Below are 19506 nucleotides of genomic sequence, written 5' to 3'. Positions count from 1 at the left end.
CCAGCGAAGAGGCCCCAAAGCCCGCTGCAATATTCGAGGACGCCTTCGCCGGCAAGCCGGGCTCCTACAAGTCCGCGTCGACCACAACGCAACGCCCCGCGCACCTTTGTAGGAGCTGGCTTGCCAGCGAAGAGGCCCGAAAGCCCGCTGCAATATTCGAGGACGCCTTCGCCGGCAAGCCGGGCTCCTACAAGTCCGCGTCGACCACAACGCAACGCCCCGCGCACCTTTGTAGGAGCTGGCTTGCCAGCGAAGAGGCCCCAAAGCTCGCTGCAATATTCGAGGACGCCTTCGCCGGCAAGCCGGGCTCCTACAAGTCCGCGTCGACCGCAACGCAACGCCCCGCGCAAACCTTTGTAGGAGCTGGCTTGCCAGCGAAGAGGCCCCAAAGCCCGCTGCAATATTCGAGGACGCCTTCGCCGGCAAGCCGGGCTCCTGCAGTTTTAAGGATCATTGCGGGGATAGCCGTTTATCAGGCGTATCGGTATGCTCAGCGCACAGCCGAAATGCCCATGATAAACAACCACAGTGACGTTATGAGCTCATCAGAAACGCGTGCGAATGTCCTAGCGCTGTATCCGGAAGACTCCCGCGAAGCGGCGGCCCTGCTCAAGCAGGCCGTGCCGCTGATGGTTCGCCATAACATCCCGCCCAATCCCGTGCACTACGCCCTCTGGTACACCTACAGCCAGGGCCAGGACCCGGAGCTCAATCGTCACCTGGACCGCGTGGTCCGGGACTTCGACGGTTGCCCGCCAGAGTCGGCGACTCTCCTGTTTCGCCAGTACATCATCCGTGACGAGCTGGAAGATGCCCGCGCCGAACAGCATCAGGTCATCAGCCTGGTCGATGGCATGGAGCGCGACGTCTCGCAAAGCGTGGAAGGCAGCCTCAACTTCCAGAACCGCCTGGGGCAGTGCCTGGAAATGCTCGACGAACCGGCCAATGACCGCCTGCCGGGCATCTTGAGCGAGCTGCAGCAGAGCACCCGGCTGATGCAGAGCCAGCAGGAGCACTTCCTCGCGCAGTTGCACTCGGCCCAGGACGAAATCAAGACCCTGCGCGACAAGCTGCAGCGCGCCCAACTGGCTGCGACCCTCGATGGCCTGACCGAACTGCTCAACCGCACCGCGTTCACCCGCCTGCTGGAACAGGCGCTGGGCAAGGCTTCCCGTGGGGTGGCCCTGTTGATGCTGGATATCGACCACTTCAAGCAATTCAATGATCAGTACGGTCACCCGCTGGGCGACCGGGTGCTGCAGCATGTTGCCCAGGTGCTGCGCGGGGCGTTGCCAGCCAATGCGTTCGCGGCGCGTTACGGCGGTGAAGAGTTCTGTGTGGTCCTGCCCGATTGCGCCGACCTGGGCAGTGCCTGTGCCTTCGCCGAGCACCTGCGCCTGAAGGTCCAGTCCTTGCGGATCAAGGCGCGCAGCACCGACACCGTGCTGGACACCGTGACCGCGTCATTCGGCGTCGCCTTCGTACAGCCCGGCGACAACCTGGAAAGCCTGCTGACCCGCGCCGATGACGGGTTGTATCAGGCCAAGCGCAATGGAAGGAATCAGGTGTTTGCCTTGTAGGAAGGGGCGGCGACGACCTTTTCCTGACCTGACCCTGATTACCTGTGGGAACGAGCTTGCTCGGGTAGAAACCAGAGACATGCTTCTCTACCATCGGTGCCTGCGGATGCGTTCCGGTTAGTTGCCTGTCCTCAGACCAATATTACTGTGTCCTAGTCCATTACCTACAATTTTGTGGGATCTCCCCGACTTGCGATAGTTGCCTAGCGTGGATAATTTGATAACTCATTGAATGGGGGGCACAGGCAGTGCCAAAGGGTTTTTTATGCTCGACATTTTGCGTGGCACACCACTATGGGTTTACGCAGTTTTTTTTATCGTGACGTATTACGGCGTCATTGCCTGCTTCAAGAGTTATGAAACGAAAAAATCGTTAATACTGACACCGGCGATATTCGTCGCTATTTCCGTGACCTCGCTGAAAATCTCCCAAGGATTTGTGGTTCCGCTTTCGGTTTATGCGCTGGGGTTGCTGGTTGGGTGGTTGCTGGCCTTTCGCTTTTACTCGTACCACAACGTGAAACATGAGGGTGGGGGGCTGGTGCTGGATGGCACGATCAGAGTGCTGATTGTGTATTGGTGCTTCTTCGCCTGGCGTTACTACAGCGGTTACCAGGAGGCTGTGCATCCGGAACTGGCCAATGAAGTTTCGTTAGTGGCCTGGTCGTCATTGGGGTCTGGGCTCATCAATGGTTTGATCGTTGGACGGAGTTTCAGGTTATTGCGTTTTTTCAAGTCCGATAATGTGCCAGCGGTGTCTTCTAAATGATGGCTTGCGTCGACACAGATCTTATATCCACCATCGAACCTCGTGGAGCGGGCTTGATGGCTAAGAGGGCGTGTCAGGTTAATTGATGTCGACTGACACTCCCTCGGAACGCCCCCGGAGCAAGCCCGCTCCCACATTTAGAATTTGCCTGGCGCGAAAACTGCTTATTGACCGTCGACGCTGCGCGGCACACCGAGCGGATTGCCCTCACGCAGTGCCTCGGGCAGTAACTCATCGGGAAAACCCTGGTAGCACACGGGCCGCAGAAAACGCTGGATGGAACTCATGCCCACCGACGTGAAACGGCTGTCCGACGACGCTGGAAACGGCCCGCCGTGCACATTGGCGAAAGACACCTCTTGCGGATGGGCAAAGGCGTTGACGACGATCCGCCCGGTGCGCCGCTCCAGGATCGGCAGCAAACGACGGGCCAGCGCCAAGTCCTCGGCTTCCATGTGCATGGCAGCACTGAGCTGTCCGCGCAGAGCCCGGGCGACCGCGAGCATTTGCGCCTCATCCTCGACCTTCACCAGCAGGGCTGCCGGCCCGAACACTTCCTCGGTAAGGGTTGTTTCGCTGAGAAAGCGTTGGCCGTCGACCTCTAGCAAGGCCGACTGGCCGTCCAGCGCCACGTTGGCGGCTAGGCCTTCGGCAGCCAGCCTGGCGCCAGCACCGTGCAACCTGTCGAGCCCGCTCAAGTACGCCCCATGGATGCCCGGCGTCAGCATCGGCCGCGCCGGTGCCGTCGTCACGCGGCTAATCATGGCGTTACGCATGGCCTCGAAACCGGCCCCGGCGATGGCAATCAGGATCGCCGGCTTGAGACAGGCCTGCCCGACATTGACCAGCATGCGTTCGATAAAACCGTCGCCGATCTGCGCGCCACGCTCTGCCAGTGCCTGGGGCAGGATGAAGGTGGGGTTGACGCTGGCCATCTCGGTGAAGACCGGGATCGGCTCAGGGCGTAGCTGTGCCCGGCGATACAGGGCCATGCCGCCCTGTTCGGAACCGGTGAAGGTCACGGCCTTGATCAACGGATGGTCGACTAGGGCTTCGCCGATCGCATTGCCCGCGCCGCGCACCATCGAGAACACACCTTCAGGCAAGCCGCTGTCCTGCACGGCCTTGCGGATGGCTCGGGCCTGGATTTCCGAGGCTCCCGCGTGAGCGTTGTGGGATTTGACGACTACCGTCGCGCCCGCCGCCAGCGCCGCGGCGGTGTCGCCGCCGGCCACCGAGTAGCTGATGGGGAAGTTGCTGGCGCCAAACACCGCCACCGGGCCGAGGGCGATTTTCTGCAGGCGATGATCCATGCGCGGGCGTGGCTGGCGCTCGGGCTGGGCCGGATCGATGGCCACCTGGAGGAAGCGTCCCCGGCGCACCACCTCGGCGAATTGCCGAAACTGCGTCGCGGCCTTGGCCACTTCGCCCAGCAGTTGGGCTTCGGGCAGGCCGGTTTCCAGGGCGGCCCTTGCGGCCAGCGGCTGGGCGACGGCGTCCAGATTGTCGGCGATGCGTTCGAGCAAGGCCGATCGCTCGGCGAGCGAGGTGTGGCTGTAGTGGTCGAACGCGGCGTCGGCGAGGTTCGCCGCCAGGTCCACTTCGGCGGCGCCACCGAAGGCGAATTCCGGCTCGATCAGCTGATTGTTGGCGGGGTTCAGCGCCTTCATCGTCCCTGCGCTGGCGGCGACTTCGTTGGCGCCGATCAACAGGTTTCCAGTCAGTTTCATGGTGTGCTCACGGCTTGAGGGTGGCGATCAGTTGCTCGGTGGTGACAATCGAATGGGCGAAGGTCGGACCGTTCAGTTCATGGGCGGCGTGCATCATTTCCGGCTTGAAAGCGGCGGTGGCGTCGCGCACCAGGGTGACGTGGTAGCCCAGTTCCTGGGCGTAGCGGGCGGTGGCCTCGATGCAGGTGTTGGCCAGCAGGCCGACGATGATCACGTGGGTGATGCCTTTCTGCTTGAGGCGAAAATCCAGGTCGGTGTTGGCAAAGCCGCTCGAACCCCAATGCTCCTGGATGACGACGTCGCCAGGCTGGGGCGCGAAATCGGGATGCCATTCGCCGCCCCATTCGCCGCGAGCGAAGTGGTGCATGTGCTGGATCTTGCATTGGGTGGGGCTTGGGTGATCCCAATTCTCGTAGTCGCCTTGTTCCCAGCGCCGGTGCGGTACGATGAATACCGGTATGTCCAGGGCGCGGACGGTACGGTCGAGGGTGCGCAGGTTGTCCAGCAGGCCGACTTGCCGGGCGATCGGCTCGAGCAGCGGGAAGATCTTGCCGCCTTCGGACAGGAAGTCGTTGTAGGGATCGACCAGCAGGTAGGCGGTTCGATCCAGCGGGTAGGGGGTGTTGGACATGACCAATGCTCCAGGAAATGGACGGATCGCTGCCATGGGCTTGCCGTGGCATCGTGTAGATATGATAATCATAGTTACTTGGAAAGAGGCAAGCCCGTATGGCGTTAAAAAAGACTAGTCCTGAAACCCTGTGTCCGATTGCCCGGGCCGAAGACGTGGTTGGTGATCGCTGGACCGTGCTGGTGTTGCGCGAGTTGTTCATGCGCAATCACCGCTACGATGAGATCCAGGCGCAGACCGGCGGCACCCCGCAGATGGTCGCGACCCGCCTGAAAAGCCTGGAGGCGGACGGCATGGTCGAGCGCCGCGCCTACAACGAGCGGCCGCCGCGCTACGAGTACCACCTCACGGCCAAGGGGCAGGCGTTTTATTCTGTGGTGCTGGCGTTGCGGGCCTGGGGCGAAACCTGGTGTAAGTCGCCGCAAGAGGGCCTGGCCGTGCGCTACACCCACCAGACTTGCGGCCAGCCCGCGGGGCTCGGGCCGTTGTGCGAGCATTGTGGTGAACTGTTGCGCCGTGATGAGTTGAGCAGCGAGCCGAGCGCGGCCTATGCCCTGGAGCGCCAGGAACGACGGGAGGCATTCAAGCGCGGGTCGGTGGTCAAATCCGCCGAGTGAAGACGGCGACTATTCGTTGCACTGATAGTCACAATCATCCATCACAAGTTCTGTTGGTGCCGGCAAACAGGGAACATGCCGTGCATCAAAAACGCCTTGCGGAACCCTGTGATGAAGATGCTGACTCGACTGGCGCTGATCGCCCCCTTGCTGCTGTCCGGGTGTGCTTCTGCACCCAATAACCCGACACTGACCCTGCAGACGAAAAAGGCACCGGCGGACTACGCCCAGTGTGTCTTGCCGAAATTGCAGGAAGACGCACTGAGCGCAACGATTTCGCAGACCCAGCGCAGCTATCGAATCGTCGTTTCGAGCAAGGTCGCCGCCGACGATGTGCTCGAAGCCTACAAGGCCTCGAATGGCGGCAAGGTGTTCCTGTACGAACGCACGTTGCTGGCCTCGACGTTCGGGCCATCGCGGCTTGAACGTGCTGCCCAGGAATGCCTTTAACAAAGCCTCCGCAGGCCCCCTCCATTGATCCTCAGTGAACTCAAAAACCAGGCACGAAGCAGATCCACTGTGGGAGCGAGCTTGCTCGCGATGAGGTCGGTACATTCAGTATGGATGGCGACTGACTCACCGCCATCGCGAGCAAGCTCGCTCCCACACTTGATCCTCGGTGAATTTAAAACCAGGCACGAAGCAGATCCACTGTGGGAGCGAGCTTGCTCGCGAAGAGGCCGGCACATTGAGCATGGATGGCGACTGACCCACCGCCATCGCGAGCAGGCTCGCTCCCACACTTGATCTTCAGTGAATTCACAAACCAGGCACGAAGCAGATCCACTGTGGGACCGAGCCTGCTCGCGAAGAGGCCGGTACATTGAGCATGGATGGCGACTGACTCACCGCCATCGCGAGCAGGCTCGCTCCCACACTTGATCTTCAGTGAACTCAAAAACCAGGCACGAAGAAGTTCCCCTGTGGGAGCGAGCCTGCTCGCGAAGAGGCCGGTACATTGAACATGGATGTCGACTGACCCACCGCCATCGCGAGCAGGCTCGCACAGTTGTATCTTCAGTGAACACGAAATAGATGGCCGACACAGACCCTCTTGTGGGAGTGGCCTGCTAGCGAAAGCGCTATCAGTCTTCTTCTAAGTTTCCTGTCGCACCACCGCGGTACTGCCGCGCAACGTCAGTTCGAACGGCAACACCACATGCCGCTGTACCAGCGGTTTCTTTTCGATCAGCGCAATCAACATCTCGACGGCTTTCTGGCCGAAGACTTCGGCGGGTTGCGCGATGGTCGTCAGCGGTGGGTCGCAGTACTTTGCGAAGGGAATGTCGTCAAAGCCGACCAGCGAAATGTCCTCGGGTACCCGTAAACCCTGTTGCTTGATGCGTTTCAACGCGCCGATGGCCATTTCATCGTTTTCGCAAAACAGCGCAGTGGGACGCTCGGGCAGGTCCAGCATGGCGGCTGCGCCGTCATCACCGGCCTTCAAGCTGAAATCACCATGGCAGATCAGCGCCGGGTCGCAATCGATGCCGGCCTGACGCAAGGCATCCTGATAACCAGCCACGCGATCGCGGGTCAGCGGGCTGCTTTTCGGGCCCTTGATCAGGCCGATCCGGCGGTGGCCCAGTTCGATCAGGTGTTCGGTCATGGCCTTGGCGGCCGCGCGATTGTCCAGGCTGATGGTCGGATGACGGCCGCCTTGAATCACCTCGCAGGCGTTGACGATGGGCGGCAACTCGACGTTGGGGAAGGGCGCCTCGAACGGATCGAAGGCACGCAACTGGATCACGCCGTCAGCCTGATGGTTGTACACCAGCTCGGCGAATTCCCGTTCGATCTCTTCGCGGCCCTGGGTGTCGCACAGCAGCAGCCGATAGTTGGCCGCCTGCGCCGCCTGTTGCGCGCCGCTGATGACCCGGGCAAAAAAAGTGTTGGCAATGGCGGGCACCAGGATCACCAGGTTGCCGGTGCGGCGCGAGCGAAACTGCACTGCCATCAGGTTCGGCCTGTAGCCGGCCTGTTCTACGGCCGCGTTGACCTTGTCCCGTGTCTCGGGAAGCACACGCTCAGGCGATTTCAGGGTTCTGGACACCGTGGCCACCGAGACGCCGGCCAGCCGGGCTACTTCACGGATATTGGACAAGATCACCTCGTTATCGAACCGCGCGGGCGGCGAGCTTAACGCAGTTAGCCTTGGGCTGAAATGTTAATGGATCCTAATCCGGGGTTTGACAGGCAACGAAACTGAGCCTAAATTTCCGCCACGATGTAACCGGTTACATCATAGCCGGAATTCAAGTTTGAAAAGCCGCTTCCAACAGAGAACATTGCGATGAACGCTGCAATACCAAAAATAAGAATGGGCTTTGTCGGGGGCGGCGAGGGCGCATTCATTGCTCAAGCCCACCGCCAGGCCGCCGGCCTCGATGGCCGTTTTGAACTGGTGTGCGGCGCGTTCAGTCGCGATGCACAGAACAACCGGAACACTGGCGCAGCATTGGGCTTGCCGGCCTCGCGCTGCTACAGCGACTGGCAGCAGATGCTCGAGGCCGAGCGTGTATTGCCCGCCGAGCAGCGCATGGAGCTGCTGGTGATCGTCACGCCCAACCACTTGCACGCGCCGATCGCCAGCCAGGCGCTGAGCGCGGGTTTTCATGTGTTCAGTGAAAAACCCGCGGCGCTGAACCTGGCCGAATTGCTCGCACTCAAGGACGTGGTCGAACGCAGCGGCCGCCTCTACGGCCTGGCCCATACGTACCTGGGTTACCCCATGGTCTGGCAGGCGCGCGACATGGTGCGCAGCGGCGTGATCGGTGCGGTGCGTAAAGTCATTGTCGAGTACCCCCAGGGCTGGCTCAGCCAGGATGTGGCCGGGCAAGGCAACAAGCAGGCGCAATGGCGTGACAGCCCTGAACAGTCCGGTTTGGGCGGCTGCATTGGTGACATCGGCACCCATGCCTTCTCCCTGGCCGAGTTCGTCGCGGATCAACCGATCCAGCACCTGTGCGCAATGTTGGGCGTTCATATCGCCGGCCGTCAGCTGGACGATGACGCCTCGATGCTGTTCAAGATGGCCGGCGGCGCCAGCGGCGTGTTGATTGCCAGCCAGGTCTGCGCCGGCGAAGAAAACCCGCTCAAAATCCGCGTTTATGGCGACAAGGGCGGGCTGGAATGGCGGCAGGAAGAACCTGCCAGCCTGATCCACCGTGCCCTCGATCAACCCATGCGCATCCTGCGCTCCGGCGTCGGCCAGCCGTGGCTGTGCGCAGCCGCCAGCGAGCGCATGCGTTTGCCGGCCGGGCATCCCGAAGGCTATCTCGAAGCCATGGCCAATCTCTACGGCGATTTTGCCCGCGCCATCCGTGGCAATGTCGCGGGGCACGATGCTCCCGGGGTGCCCGGGATCGACGTCGGCCTGCGCGGCATGGCGTTCATCGAGACCGTGATCGCCAACCATCGTGGCGACGCCAAGTGGACCGAACTGGTCTGCACCCCATGACTCTGGAGACTCCCATGACCGACCTTACTTCAACCGGCATGCGTGGCCCGGGGATTTTCCTCGCGCAGTTCATGTCCGCCGAAGCACCCTTCGATACCCTGGCCAACATCGCCCACTGGGCGGCCTCCCAGGGTTACAAGGCCATTCAATTGCCGACCCTGGGCACGCAGTTCATCGACCTTGCGCGCGCCGCCGAAGACCAGGATTACTGCGATGGACTGAAAGCGGTCTGCGCCCAGGCAGGCGTCGAAATCAGTGAGCTGTCGACCCATCTGCAAGGCCAACTGGTGGCGGTGCATCCGGCGTTCGACACGCTGTTCGATGACTTCGCACCGGCACATCTGCGCGGCCAACCCCAGGCGCGCACCGACTGGGCCATCGACCAATTGAAGCTGGCGGCACGCGCCAGTCAGCGCTTGGGCTTGAAGGCCCACGCGACCTTTTCCGGGGCGTTGCTCTGGCCCTACATCTACCCATGGCCGCAGCGCCCGAGTGGCCTGGTCGAGCAGGGTTTCGCCGAACTGGCCAGGCGCTGGTTGCCGATCCTGGATTGTTTCGAAGAGGCCGGCGTCGACCTTTGCTACGAGATCCACCCCGGCGAAGACCTGCACGACGGCGCTTCCTTCGAGCGCTTCCTGGAGGCGGTCGATCACCATCCCCGTGCGGCGATCCTGTATGACCCGAGCCACCTGCTGCTGCAGCAAATGGACTACCTGGGCTTCATCGATCGCTACCACGAACGCATCCGCATGTTCCACGTCAAGGACGCCGAGTTCCGGCCCGATGCCCGTTCCGGTGTCTACGGCGGTTATCAGGGCTGGGTCGAGCGGCCGGGGCGATTCCGTTCCTTGGGCGATGGCCAGATCGACTTCAAATCGATCTTCAGCAAACTGACCCAATATGACTTCGCCGGGTGGGCCGTGCTGGAGTGGGAATGCTGCTTGAAGGACTCCGCGCAGGGCGCTGCAGAAGGGGCGGCGTTCATCGAGCGACACATGATCAGCAAGACCCGAAAGGCTTTCGACGATTTCGCCAGCGTGTCGTCAGACGCCGCTTTCAATCGACGATTGTTGGGGCTATCTGACGCCTGAACACATTTCTCTCGAACAAAAACAACAATAAGACGGTGACTGTCATGACCACGATGACCGCGCGATTAAGCGCAATGATGTTCCTGCAGTTCTTTATCTGGGGTGGCTGGTTCGTCACCCTCGGTACCTTTCTTGCCAGCAATCTGGGCGCCACTGGCGGGCAGATCGGCATGGCGTTCTCGACCCAGTCTTGGGGGGCGATCATCGCGCCGTTCGTGATTGGCTTGATCGCCGACCGCTTCTTCAACGCCGAGCGCATTCTCGCCGTGTTGCACCTGGTGGGCGCGGTGTTGCTGTATCAGCTGTATCGCGCACCGGACTTCAGCACCTTCTATCCGTTCGTGCTGGCCTACATGATGATCTACATGCCGACCCTGGCCCTGGTCAATTCCGTCGCGTTCCGCCAGATGAGCGACCCGGCGCTGGAGTTCTCGCGCATCCGCGTGTGGGGCACCATCGGCTGGATCGTCGCCGGCGTGGTGATCAGCTTCGTGTTTGCCTGGGATTCACAAGCGGCGATTTCGTCAGGCGGGTTGCGCAACACCTTCCTGATGTCGGCGATTGCGTCACTGCTGCTGGGCCTCTACAGCTTCACCTTGCCGCGCACCGCACCGCTCAAAGGCGAAGCGAACGGCGGCCTCAAGCAGATGCTCGGGCTGGATGCCCTGGGTTTGCTCAAGGATCGCAGTTATCTGGTGTTCTTCATCGCCTCCATCCTGATCTGCATTCCGCTGGCGTTCTACTACCAGAACGCCAACCCGTTCCTGGCGGAAATCGGCGTGACCAACCCCACGGCAAAAATGGCCATCGGGCAAGTCTCCGAAGTACTGTTCATGCTGCTTCTGCCTCTGTTCATTCATCGCTTCGGGATCAAGCTTGCACTGCTGGTGGGGATGCTGGCCTGGGCCTTGCGCTACCTGTTGTTCGCCTATGGCAACAACGGCGACCTGGCTTTCATGCTGTTTACCGGCATCGCCTTGCACGGCATCTGCTATGACTTCTTCTTCGTTTCCGGACAGATCTACACCGACGCCAAGGCTTCGGAACGCTTCAGGAGTTCCGCCCAGGGCTTGATCACCCTGGCGACCTACGGCCTGGGCATGCTGATCGGTTTCTGGGTGGCGGGGCAGGTGACCGACCACTACGCCGCGACGGCGGGTAGCCATGACTGGAAAAGCATCTGGCTGTTCCCGGCCGGGTTTGCCCTGGCGATCTTTTTCTGTTTTTCCCTGGCGTTCAAGGGACGAGAGAAGGTGGCGGTGCAAACAACGGTCTGACCCCTTGTAGGAGCTTGCTCCGGGCGGCGTTCCGACGATGGTCGCCAACGTTAACGCGTCCTTTCAGGCAGCACGCGTTATCGTTGGCGACCATCGCGAGCGAGCTCGCTCCTACAAGGAGCCTGGCCATGCATTGATCACCGAGGTCAGGAACTGTTGGGACAGCTCCGGCTTATCCAAGGCCCTGGCAACGAGCATGGCACCGGCAATCGAGGCAATGACCCGCAACGCTTCCTGGTGTTTTTCCTCCGGGTTTTCGCCCTCCACCAATGGCATCAGTATCTCGATCAAGCGCTCGATGCCCTTGGTGAAGGACTGGCTGACCGCGCCGCCGGTACGCGCCACATCCGTCGCCAGGGCGGGAATCGGGCAGCCCTCGGTCCAGTTGTCCAGGTGCTTCTGGGTCAGGTAACCCTTGACCAGCTCCGGAATCGATTTGGCGTCCTGCCATTGTTGAATGTTGGTCTCGAACGTCCTGCTGACGGCCTCGCAAGCCAGCTGCTCCTTGCCGCCTGGAAACTGCCCGTAGAACCCGCCGTGGGTCAGCCCGACCGAACGGGACAGTTCGCCGATGCCGATCCCGTCGATGCCTTTCTCGCGGTACAGCCGGGAGGCGGCCGTGAGGATCGCTTCCTTGTTGGCCGCAGCCTTGTCTTTCGTCACTTTCATGGGGTGCTCCTGTGGCCGGTGGGCATGGCCCTTGGCAAGTCGTCGCTGAGAGGCTAGTAATTATGATAGTCGTCATATATTGTTGGCGCAAATGTGTGACGGCCAAATCTCTTTTTTTGCCCTTATACATGATGGTTATCATCAAAAACAATGCTCAAGGCGGATACTCCATGGAACAGTCCCTCAAACCTCTGCGTTATCCACTTGCCGCATTGGCACTCACGATGCTTGCCGCTTGCGATGGTGCGCCTGTCGCCGCCAATGCAACGGGGGCGCCGCACGTGACTGTGGCCAAGGTCATCGAGCAGCCTATTACCGAATGGGACGAGGTGACCGCACGACTGGAGGCCCCGGAAACCGTCGAGGTCCGTCCACGGGTATCAGGGCAGATTGAACGGGTCGCCTTTACCGACGGTGCGTTGGTGAAGAAGGGGGACCTGTTGTTCCAGATCGATCCGCGGCCCTTCGAGCACGAGGTCGAGCGTTTCCAGGCCCAGTTGCAACAAGCCCGGGCGACGCTGCTGCGCACCGCCAATGAAGCGCAGCGCGGGCAGCGCTTGCTCGGCAGCAATGCGATTTCCGCCGAACTGGCCGACACCCGCACCACCACCGCACAAGAGGCCAAGGCCGGTGTCGATGCGATCCAGGCGCAGCTCGACCTTGCCCGGCTGAACCTGAGCTTCACCCGCGTCACCGCGCCGATCAGCGGCCGTGTCAGCCGCGCGGAAATCACCGCCGGCAACATCGTCACCGCCGATACCACGCCGCTCACCAGCGTGGTCTCCACCGACAAGGTGTACGCCTACTTCGATGCCGACGAGCGCCTGTTCCTCAAGTACGGCCAGCTCTCCCGCCAGGGCCAGCGCGGCCAGAGCACGCCGGTGTACATGGGCCTGTCGAACGAAGAGGGCAACAGTCACCTGGGGCAGATGAACTTCGTCGACAACCAGGTCAATCCCAAGACCGGGACCATCCGTGGTCGTGCGGTGTTCGACAACGCCGACGGCCAATACACCCCCGGGTTGTACGCCCGGCTGAAACTGGTGGGCAGCGCCGCCTATGCCGGCCTGCTGATCAAGGACGAGGCGGTGGGCACCGACCTTGGCAAGAGGTTCGTGCTGGTCATCGATCAGGACAACAAGGCGGTGTACCGCAGCGTCGACCTGGGCCCCAAGCTTGAAGGCCTGCGCATCGTGCGCAGCGGATTGCAGAAGGACGACCGCATCATCATCAACGGCCTGCAGCGGGTCCGTCCCGGTGCCGTGGTCGCCCCGCAGGACGCGCCCATGGCCGACCCGGAAACGGTGGCGACACTGGCCCGCCAACGCCAGGCCGTTGAGGCAGGCAATCAACCCGCAAGCCCATCCTCCGCCTCCGTCAAATCACCAGCCCTGGTGAAAACGGATGCGCCTGCCAGCCCTCGCGGATAAGGGAGCACCGACATGAAATTCTCACAGTTCTTCATCACGCGGCCGATCTTCGCCGCGGTGCTGTCGCTGCTGATCCTGATCGCGGGCGCCATCTCGCTGTTCCAGTTGCCGATCAGCGAATACCCCGAAGTGGTGCCGCCGACCGTGGTGGTTCACGCCAACTACCCCGGGGCCAACCCCAAGGTCATCGGCGAAACCGTGGCGGCGCCGTTGGAGCAAGCCATCACCGGCGTCGAGAACATGCTGTACATGTCCTCGCAGTCGACGGCGGACGGGCGTTTGACGCTGACCGTGACCTTCGCCCTGGGCACCGACCTGGATAACGCCCAGGTCCAGGTGCAGAACCGCGTGACCCGCACCGAGCCGAAATTGCCGGAAGAAGTGACGCGCATCGGCATCACCGTGGACAAGGCCTCGCCTGAATTGACCTTGCTGGTGCACCTGGTGTCGCCGGACAAGCGCTACGACATGCTGTACCTGTCCAACTACGCGATCCTCAACGTCAAGGATGAGCTGTCGCGCCTGGACGGCATCGGCGATGTGAAGATGTTCGGTATCGGTGACTACTCCCTGCGTATCTGGCTCGATCCGGACAAGACCGCCTCGCGCAACCTGACCGCCACCGACGTGGTCAACGCGGTGCGCGAGCAGAACCGGCAGGTCGCGGCCGGGGCACTGGGTTCGCCACCGGCGCCGAATGCCACCCACTTCCAGATGTCGATCAATTCCCAAGGCCGGCTGGTCACCGAGCAAGAGTTCGAAAACGTGATCATCCGCAGCGGCCCGAACGGCGAGATCACCCGCCTCAAGGACATTGCCCGGGTCGAGCTGGGATCCAACCAGTACGCACTGCGGGCGCTGCTCAACAACCAGGAAGCGGTGGCCATGCCGATCTTCCAGCGCCCGGGGTCCAACGCCATCGACATCTCCGACCAGGTGCGGGCGAAGATGGCCGAGCTGAAGAAAAACTTCCCCCAAGGCATGGACTACGAGATCGTCTACGACCCGACCATCTTCGTGCGCAGCTCGATCGAGGCGGTGGTTCACACCCTGTTCGAAGCCCTGATCCTGGTGGTGCTGGTAGTGATCCTGTTCCTGCAGACCTGGCGCGCCTCGATCATTCCGCTGGTGGCGGTGCCGGTGTCGCTGATCGGCACCTTTGCCGTGATGCACCTGCTCGGTTTCTCCCTCAATGCGCTGTCGCTGTTCGGGCTGGTGCTGGCCATCGGCATCGTGGTGGATGATGCGATCGTGGTGGTGGAGAACGTCGAGCGCAATATCGAATCGGGCCTGGAGCCGGTCGAGGCCACCAAGAAGGCCATGGGCGAGGTGACCGGCCCGATCGTCGCCACGGCGCTGGTGTTGTGCGCGGTGTTTGTGCCGGCGGCGTTCATTTCCGGGCTCACCGGGCAGTTCTATAAACAGTTCGCCCTGACTATCGCCATCTCCACGGTGATCTCGGCCTTCAACTCCCTGACCTTGTCGCCAGCGCTGGCAGCGGTGCTGCTCAAGGCCCACGGCGCGCCGAAAGACCGCTTCTCGAAAGTGCTGGATCGCTTGCTCGGCGGTTGGCTGTTCAAACCCTTCAACCGCTTTTTCGACAAGGCCAGCCATGGCTACGTGGTTGCCGTGGGCAAGATCATTCGTGGCAGCAGCGTCGCCTTGCTGGTGTACGCCGGCCTGATCGGCATGACTTATATGGGCTTCAGCACCACGCCGACTGGCTTCGTGCCGACCCAGGACAAGAAGTACTTGGTGACGTTCGCCCAGCTGCCGGATGCGGCGAGCCTGGATCGCACCGAATCGGTGATCCGCCGCATGAGCACCATCGCGATGAACGAGCCGGGGTTCGACAGTGCCGTGGCATTTCCCGGGCTGTCGATCAACGGTTTCACCAACAGCCCGAACGCCGGCATCGCCTTCATCGGCTTGCGCCCGTTCGATGAGCGCAAAGACCCGAGCTTGTCCGCCGGGGCGATTTCCGCGTCGCTCAACGCCAAGTTCGGCGACATCCAGGACGCCTACATCGCCGTGTTCCCGCCACCACCCGTCCAAGGCCTGGGCACCATCGGCGGTTTCCGCCTGCAGATCGAGGACCGCGGCAACCTCGGCTACGAAGAGCTGTACAAAGAAACCATGAACATCATCGCCAAGAGCCGCAGCGTTCCGGAACTGGCCAACCTGTTCACCAGCTACACGGTCAACGTGCCGCAAGTGGAAGCGGCCATCGACCGGGAAAAGGCCAAGACCCACGGCGTGAAGATCAACGACATTTTCGACACCTTGCAGGTGTACCTGGGCTCGCTGTACGCCAACGACTTCAACCGTTTTGGCCGCACCTACCAGGTCAATGTGCAGGCCGAGCAACAGTTCCGCCAGGAACCGGAGCAGATCGGCCAGTTGAAGGTGCGCAACGATCGCGGCGAGATGGTTCCGCTGGCGACCTTCGTCAAGGTCAGCCCGACGTCGGGGCCGGACCGGGTCTCGCACTACAACGGTTTCGTCACTGCGGAGATCAATGGCAGTGCAGCCCCCGGCTACAGCTCCGGCCAGGCCCAGAAAGCCATCGAGAAACTGCTCAAGGAAGAACTGCCCAACGGCATGACCTACGAGTGGACCGACCTGACCTACCAACAGATCCTGTCCGGCAACACGGCGCTGCTGGTGTTCCCGCTCTGCGTGCTGCTGGCGTTCCTGGTGCTGGCCGCGCTGTATGAAAGCTGGAGCCTGCCGCTGGCGGTGATCCTGATCGTGCCGATGACCCTGCTGTCGGCGATTGCCGGGGTGATCATTTCCAAGGGCGACAACAACATCTTCACCCAGATCGGCCTGATCGTCCTGGTGGGCCTGGCGTGCAAGAACGCGATCCTGATCGTCGAGTTCGCCAAGGACCGACAGGCCCAGGGCCTGTCGCCGCTGGACGCCGTGCTCGACGCCTGCCGCATGCGGCTGCGGCCGATCCTCATGACCTCGTTCGCCTTCATCATGGGCGTGGTGCCGCTGGTGACGTCCACCGGCGCCGGCTCGGAAATGCGCTGGGCCATGGGGGTAGCGGTGTTCTCCGGAATGCTCGGGGTGACCTTCTTCGGCCTGCTGCTGACGCCGGTGTTCTTTGTCCTGATTCGCCGCTACATCGAACGCAAGCAAGCGCGCAAACGCGCCAATGCACTGAACCTGGAGGTGCAACCATGAAAGCCCTGAAGTTGTTTTTGCCGAGTCTCCTGGTGACGGCACTGGCGGCGTGCACGGTCGGGCCAGACTACAAGACCCCCGACACCCCGCGAGCGGTCAGCGTTTATGCCAAGGCGGCCAACTACGATCAGGCGCGTTTCGAGCGCCTGTGGTGGCAGCAGTTCGACGACCCCACGCTGAACCAGTTGGTGAGCAAGTCCCTGGAAGGCAACCGCGACCTGCGGGTGGCGTTTGCCCGCTGGAAAGCCGCCCGGGCTATTCGTGACGATGTCAGCAACGACAATCTGCCCGTGGTCACCAGCCGCGTCAGCAGTGAGCAAGGGCGTGCGCAGGTGCCAGGGCAGACCGAGCACCGGGTCAACCTGGAGCGCTACGACCTGGGGCTGGACATGGCCTGGGAGGTCGACCTGTTCGGGCGCATCCTGCGTCAGCTCGAATCGAGCGATGCGCGGGAAGACGCCGCCGCGGCGGATCTCTACCAGCTGCGGGTGTCGATGATCGCCGAGCTGGTGGATGCCTACGGTCAACTGCGTGGCGCTCAACTGCGGGAGAAAATCGCCCTAGCCAACTTGAAGAACCAGAGCGATTCGCGCAGCGTCACCGTGAGCCTGCGCGATGCCGGGGTCGGCAACGAACTCGATGTGGTGCGCGCCGACGCGCGCCTGGCCGCGGTGGAGGCGAGCGTACCGCAGCTGCAAGCGGAGCAGGTCCGGGAGAAAAACCGCATCGCCACCTTGCTCGGTGAACGCCCGGAGCAACTGAGCGTGTCCTTGAGCCCGGCGGACCTGCCGGCCATCGCCAAGGCGCTGCCGATCGGTGATCCCGGCGAGTTGTTGCAGCGGCGTCCCGATGTGCTGGCGGCCGAACGCAGGCTGGCGTCGGCGACGGCGGATGTCGGCGTGGCCACTGCCGACCTGTTTCCCCGTGTCAGCCTCAGCGGCTTCCTTGGCTTCACCGCCGGGCGCGGTTCGCAGATCGGCTCCAGCGCCGCCCGAGCCTGGAGCCTGGGCCCGAGCATTACCTGGGCCGCCTTTGACCTGGGCAGCGTGCGCGCCCGCGTTCGCGGCGCCAACGCCGACGCCGAAGGCGCCCTGGCCACGTATGAACAGCAGGTGCTGCTGGCGCTGGAAGAGTCGGAAAACGCCTTCAGCGACTATGGCAAACGCCAGCAGCGGTTGTTGTCGTTGATCAAGCAGAGCGAGTCGAGCCGCGCGGCGGCCAGTCTGGCGGCGATCCAGTACAAGGAAGGGTCGGTGGATTACCTGGTGCTGCTCGATGCCGAGCGCGAGCGCTTGAATGCGGAGGATGCCCAGGCCCAGGGTGAAGTGGATCAGTACCGGGGGATCGTGGCGATCTACAAGGCGCTGGGGGGAGGGTGGGACAGTGGCGGCAACAAGCTGGCCGCGATGAACTGATGCCAGTTTATCGTGAATGATTATATTCACGGGGTATTGCGTGACTACTATTTATAGATTGGATCCGCTGCGTTATTACAGAGGTGAAAGAGATGAATAAGATAATGGCCTGCTCAATAGTTGTACTGTTGCTGGCGGGTTGCTCATCCTCTGGTCATCAAGCTGCCATGGATGCGCATGCTGATGCCCCACCGACTGCGAAACAGTTAAACGCAAGCGAGATAAATTCGACGGTAATAGGTCGCAAGCACTCCAGCGTAACGTCCACCGGATATCCTTTCTCTGAAACATTGAATCCTGACGGCACCGCAACCATCAAGATTTCCAGCGAGCCCATGCAAACCGGCGCCTGGGTGATTACCGAAGACGTCATTTGCGTCACTTATCAGAAGTATGGAAAGGAATGCAATAAAGTACTCAGCGACGGGGTCACGATCTGGTTTGTCGATAGCGTGAAAAATAAAACCAACAACAAGTTTACAGTTCAATAAAGGTTGATGTGCGAGGTGCGGCATGAGCAAAGAATACTGGAGTTGTATATTCCTGGCCCTTGTCTTGTCCGGTTGCGCTTCGTCTGGTAGCCATACGATAAAACCGGTTTCGCCTTCGGCGGTTGCGCTGGATGACGATCAGGTTCGCAGTACCCTGATTGGCAACAAACTTAACAACGTAGGGGAGTCGGGCTTGCCGTATTCCTTGAGCTTCAATGCGGACGGAACTGAGATATTCAAGATGTCCGGCAATCCACCCGAAACGGAACATTGGACCGTCAAGGATGGGGTGATCTGTTTCACCTCACCCAAGATCAACAAGGAATGCTATCGGCTGAAAAAGGACAAGGACGACTACTGGCTGGTAGATCCACAGACGGGCGCAGTGCACTACCACTACACCCTGACTGCGCAATGAATTCGCTGGCTCCTACAGCGGGGTGTCACCCAGACCCAGGGGAAAGAGCCGATCATCGAATTGACTCAGGCGCGGGTACTCGATGGCCTCATCCGCATCGATGTTTTCAAGGCGCTGGCGATAGCTGAGCAAAAACGCCTGTCGGTCCTCAGCGCTGATGTACGGCACATGCCAACCGACAAAAGGTGGTAGCACCTCCAGCCCGACATAGGCCAAGGTCCCACGCAACAGCGGACGCAACATGTCTTCCAGGGGGCCATGGATCGCGTTGTCGCCGAACATGTGCTCACGCCCTCCCAGGGTCACGGTCACCAGGGCTTTCTTGCCGCTCAGGCCGCCTTGATCATAGAAGCGCTTGCCGCCGTAGCAGATGCCGGACACCAGCACCCGGTCAATCCAGCCCTTGAGAATGGCCGGTGTCGAGAACCAGTAGATCGGGAAGTTGAGGATCAGCAGGTCCGCCCACAACAGCTTGTCCAGCTCCTGCTGGATATCGGCGGCGAGGGTCTGCTCCTTGCTGTTGCGTCGTTGTTCGAGGGCGTAGACCAGGTATTCGGGATTTTCCCTGATGCAGAAGTCCTCGGCACTGGCCACCGGGTTCCAGCTCATCGCGTACAGGTCCGATACCCGCACCTCATGCCCTTGGGCTTGCAAGGTTTCGACCGCCTGGTCGCGCAGCGCAGCGGTAAAGGATTTTGGCTCGGGGTGGGCATGCACGATCAAAACATTCATGGCG

The 19506-nt window shown here is 61.5% G+C and carries 17 protein-coding genes; 12 read left to right on the top strand and 5 right to left on the bottom strand.

All coding sequences use genetic code 11. From position 1 onward, the window contains the following. The first annotated feature begins 536 nt into the window (after positions 1-536). Both SOP85_RS25405 and SOP85_RS25400 read left to right on the top strand, forming a co-directional pair. Positions 537-1580, top strand: coding sequence for a GGDEF domain-containing protein (locus SOP85_RS25405; protein WP_323628613.1), 1044 nt, complete (start codon positions 537-539; stop codon positions 1578-1580). Positions 1581-1845: 265 nt separating this feature from the next. Further along, on the top strand, positions 1846-2349 hold the full coding sequence (locus SOP85_RS25400) for a hypothetical protein (RefSeq protein WP_274077603.1): 504 nt from the start codon (positions 1846-1848) through the stop codon (positions 2347-2349). 164 nt (positions 2350-2513) lie between these two features. Here SOP85_RS25400 and SOP85_RS25395 read toward each other — a convergent pair whose 3' ends face one another. Continuing rightward, positions 2514-4079, bottom strand: coding sequence for an aldehyde dehydrogenase (NADP(+)) (locus tag SOP85_RS25395; RefSeq protein WP_323628611.1), 1566 nt, complete (start codon positions 4077-4079; stop codon positions 2514-2516). Positions 4080-4086: 7 nt separating this feature from the next. Further along, positions 4087-4710: an isochorismatase family cysteine hydrolase gene (locus SOP85_RS25390; protein WP_274077605.1), complete on the bottom strand. Its 624-nt coding sequence runs from the start codon at positions 4708-4710 to the stop codon at positions 4087-4089. A 98-nt stretch (positions 4711-4808) separates the two neighbouring features. On the opposite strand from SOP85_RS25390, the gene SOP85_RS25385 reads away from it, so the two are divergent. Both SOP85_RS25385 and SOP85_RS25380 read left to right on the top strand, forming a co-directional pair. Next, a complete protein-coding gene (locus tag SOP85_RS25385) occupies positions 4809-5327 on the top strand; it encodes a winged helix-turn-helix transcriptional regulator (RefSeq protein WP_323609038.1) in 519 nt (172 codons plus the stop codon). A 111-nt stretch (positions 5328-5438) separates the two neighbouring features. Further along, on the top strand, positions 5439-5777 hold the full coding sequence (locus SOP85_RS25380) for a hypothetical protein (RefSeq protein WP_274077607.1): 339 nt from the start codon (positions 5439-5441) through the stop codon (positions 5775-5777). A gap of 646 nt (positions 5778-6423) precedes the next feature. Here SOP85_RS25380 and SOP85_RS25375 read toward each other — a convergent pair. Next, positions 6424-7431, bottom strand: coding sequence for a LacI family DNA-binding transcriptional regulator (locus tag SOP85_RS25375; protein ID WP_274077608.1), 1008 nt, complete (start codon positions 7429-7431; stop codon positions 6424-6426). A 189-nt stretch (positions 7432-7620) separates the two neighbouring features. On the opposite strand from SOP85_RS25375, the gene SOP85_RS25370 reads away from it, so the two are divergent. Genes SOP85_RS25370 through SOP85_RS25360 form a run of 3 tightly spaced genes read left to right on the top strand, consistent with a single transcriptional unit; the run spans position 7621 to position 11155 of the window. Further along, positions 7621-8787: a Gfo/Idh/MocA family protein gene (locus tag SOP85_RS25370; protein ID WP_323628610.1), complete on the top strand. Its 1167-nt coding sequence runs from the start codon at positions 7621-7623 to the stop codon at positions 8785-8787. Positions 8788-8825: 38 nt separating this feature from the next. Then, positions 8826-9878 (top strand): sugar phosphate isomerase/epimerase family protein, encoded by a 1053-nt coding sequence (locus SOP85_RS25365; RefSeq protein ID WP_323628616.1) that lies wholly within the window; start codon positions 8826-8828, stop codon positions 9876-9878. 44 nt (positions 9879-9922) lie between these two features. After that, positions 9923-11155 carry a nucleoside permease gene (locus tag SOP85_RS25360; RefSeq protein ID WP_323628609.1) on the top strand — a complete coding sequence of 411 codons (1233 nt, stop codon included), beginning with the start codon at positions 9923-9925 and terminating at the stop codon, positions 11153-11155. 111 nt (positions 11156-11266) lie between these two features. On the opposite strand, the gene SOP85_RS25355 is transcribed toward SOP85_RS25360, so the two are convergent. Further along, complete coding sequence (locus tag SOP85_RS25355) at positions 11267-11824, bottom strand: TetR/AcrR family transcriptional regulator (RefSeq protein ID WP_274077611.1); 558 nt, start codon at positions 11822-11824, stop codon at positions 11267-11269. A gap of 170 nt (positions 11825-11994) precedes the next feature. Here SOP85_RS25355 and mexE point away from each other — a divergent pair, with 170 nt between their 5' ends. The 5 genes from mexE to SOP85_RS25330 all read left to right on the top strand — a co-directional run bounded on the left by mexE (position 11995) and on the right by SOP85_RS25330 (position 18770). After that, positions 11995-13254 carry a multidrug efflux RND transporter periplasmic adaptor subunit MexE gene (mexE, locus tag SOP85_RS25350; RefSeq protein WP_323628608.1) on the top strand — a complete coding sequence of 420 codons (1260 nt, stop codon included), beginning with the start codon at positions 11995-11997 and terminating at the stop codon, positions 13252-13254. Positions 13255-13266: 12 nt separating this feature from the next. Then, positions 13267-16446, top strand: coding sequence for an efflux RND transporter permease subunit (locus SOP85_RS25345; protein WP_323628607.1), 3180 nt, complete (start codon positions 13267-13269; stop codon positions 16444-16446). Further along, positions 16443-17861, top strand: coding sequence for a TolC family protein (locus tag SOP85_RS25340; RefSeq protein WP_323628606.1), 1419 nt, complete (start codon positions 16443-16445; stop codon positions 17859-17861). Before SOP85_RS25345 ends, SOP85_RS25340 begins: the two co-directional genes overlap by 4 nt. A 92-nt stretch (positions 17862-17953) precedes the next feature. Further along, entirely contained in the window at positions 17954-18352 is a 399-nt protein-coding gene (locus SOP85_RS25335; protein WP_323628605.1) for a hypothetical protein, read from the top strand. A gap of 22 nt (positions 18353-18374) precedes the next feature. Then, on the top strand, positions 18375-18770 hold the full coding sequence (locus SOP85_RS25330; RefSeq protein WP_323609029.1) for a hypothetical protein: 396 nt from the start codon (positions 18375-18377) through the stop codon (positions 18768-18770). A 12-nt stretch (positions 18771-18782) separates the two neighbouring features. On the opposite strand, the gene SOP85_RS25325 is transcribed toward SOP85_RS25330, so the two are convergent. Beyond that, complete coding sequence (locus SOP85_RS25325) at positions 18783-19502, bottom strand: NAD(P)H-dependent oxidoreductase (protein ID WP_323628604.1); 720 nt, start codon at positions 19500-19502, stop codon at positions 18783-18785. Between the last annotated feature and the right edge of the window lie 4 nt (positions 19503-19506).

The organism is Pseudomonas sp. YuFO20, from assembly GCF_035064975.1.
Lineage (GTDB): Bacteria > Pseudomonadota > Gammaproteobacteria > Pseudomonadales > Pseudomonadaceae > Aquipseudomonas > Aquipseudomonas putida_AE.
The sequence above is the reverse complement of the archived record's forward strand: the minus strand, read 5'-3'. Positions and strand labels throughout refer to the sequence as shown.

Bases quoted from the DNA above. Each gene is read 5' to 3' on its own strand.
- SOP85_RS25380 (WP_274077607.1), top strand. From the start codon at position 5,439: ATGAAGATGCTGACTCGACTGGCGCTGATCGCCCCCTTGCTGCTGTCC.
- SOP85_RS25400 (WP_274077603.1), top strand. From the start codon at position 1,846: ATGCTCGACATTTTGCGTGGCACACCACTATGGGTTTACGCAGTTTTT.
- SOP85_RS25330 (WP_323609029.1), top strand. From the start codon at position 18,375: ATGAGCAAAGAATACTGGAGTTGTATATTCCTGGCCCTTGTCTTGTCC.
- SOP85_RS25370 (WP_323628610.1), top strand. From the start codon at position 7,621: ATGAACGCTGCAATACCAAAAATAAGAATGGGCTTTGTCGGGGGCGGC.
- SOP85_RS25355 (WP_274077611.1), bottom strand. From the start codon at position 11,824: ATGAAAGTGACGAAAGACAAGGCTGCGGCCAACAAGGAAGCGATCCTC.
- mexE (WP_323628608.1), top strand. From the start codon at position 11,995: ATGGAACAGTCCCTCAAACCTCTGCGTTATCCACTTGCCGCATTGGCA.
- SOP85_RS25340 (WP_323628606.1), top strand. From the start codon at position 16,443: ATGAAAGCCCTGAAGTTGTTTTTGCCGAGTCTCCTGGTGACGGCACTG.
- SOP85_RS25385 (WP_323609038.1), top strand. From the start codon at position 4,809: ATGGCGTTAAAAAAGACTAGTCCTGAAACCCTGTGTCCGATTGCCCGG.
- SOP85_RS25395 (WP_323628611.1), bottom strand. From the start codon at position 4,079: ATGAAACTGACTGGAAACCTGTTGATCGGCGCCAACGAAGTCGCCGCC.
- SOP85_RS25360 (WP_323628609.1), top strand. From the start codon at position 9,923: ATGACCACGATGACCGCGCGATTAAGCGCAATGATGTTCCTGCAGTTC.
- SOP85_RS25335 (WP_323628605.1), top strand. From the start codon at position 17,954: ATGAATAAGATAATGGCCTGCTCAATAGTTGTACTGTTGCTGGCGGGT.
- SOP85_RS25325 (WP_323628604.1), bottom strand. From the start codon at position 19,502: ATGAATGTTTTGATCGTGCATGCCCACCCCGAGCCAAAATCCTTTACC.
- SOP85_RS25365 (WP_323628616.1), top strand. From the start codon at position 8,826: ATGCGTGGCCCGGGGATTTTCCTCGCGCAGTTCATGTCCGCCGAAGCA.
- SOP85_RS25390 (WP_274077605.1), bottom strand. From the start codon at position 4,710: ATGTCCAACACCCCCTACCCGCTGGATCGAACCGCCTACCTGCTGGTC.
- SOP85_RS25405 (WP_323628613.1), top strand. From the start codon at position 537: ATGAGCTCATCAGAAACGCGTGCGAATGTCCTAGCGCTGTATCCGGAA.
- SOP85_RS25345 (WP_323628607.1), top strand. From the start codon at position 13,267: ATGAAATTCTCACAGTTCTTCATCACGCGGCCGATCTTCGCCGCGGTG.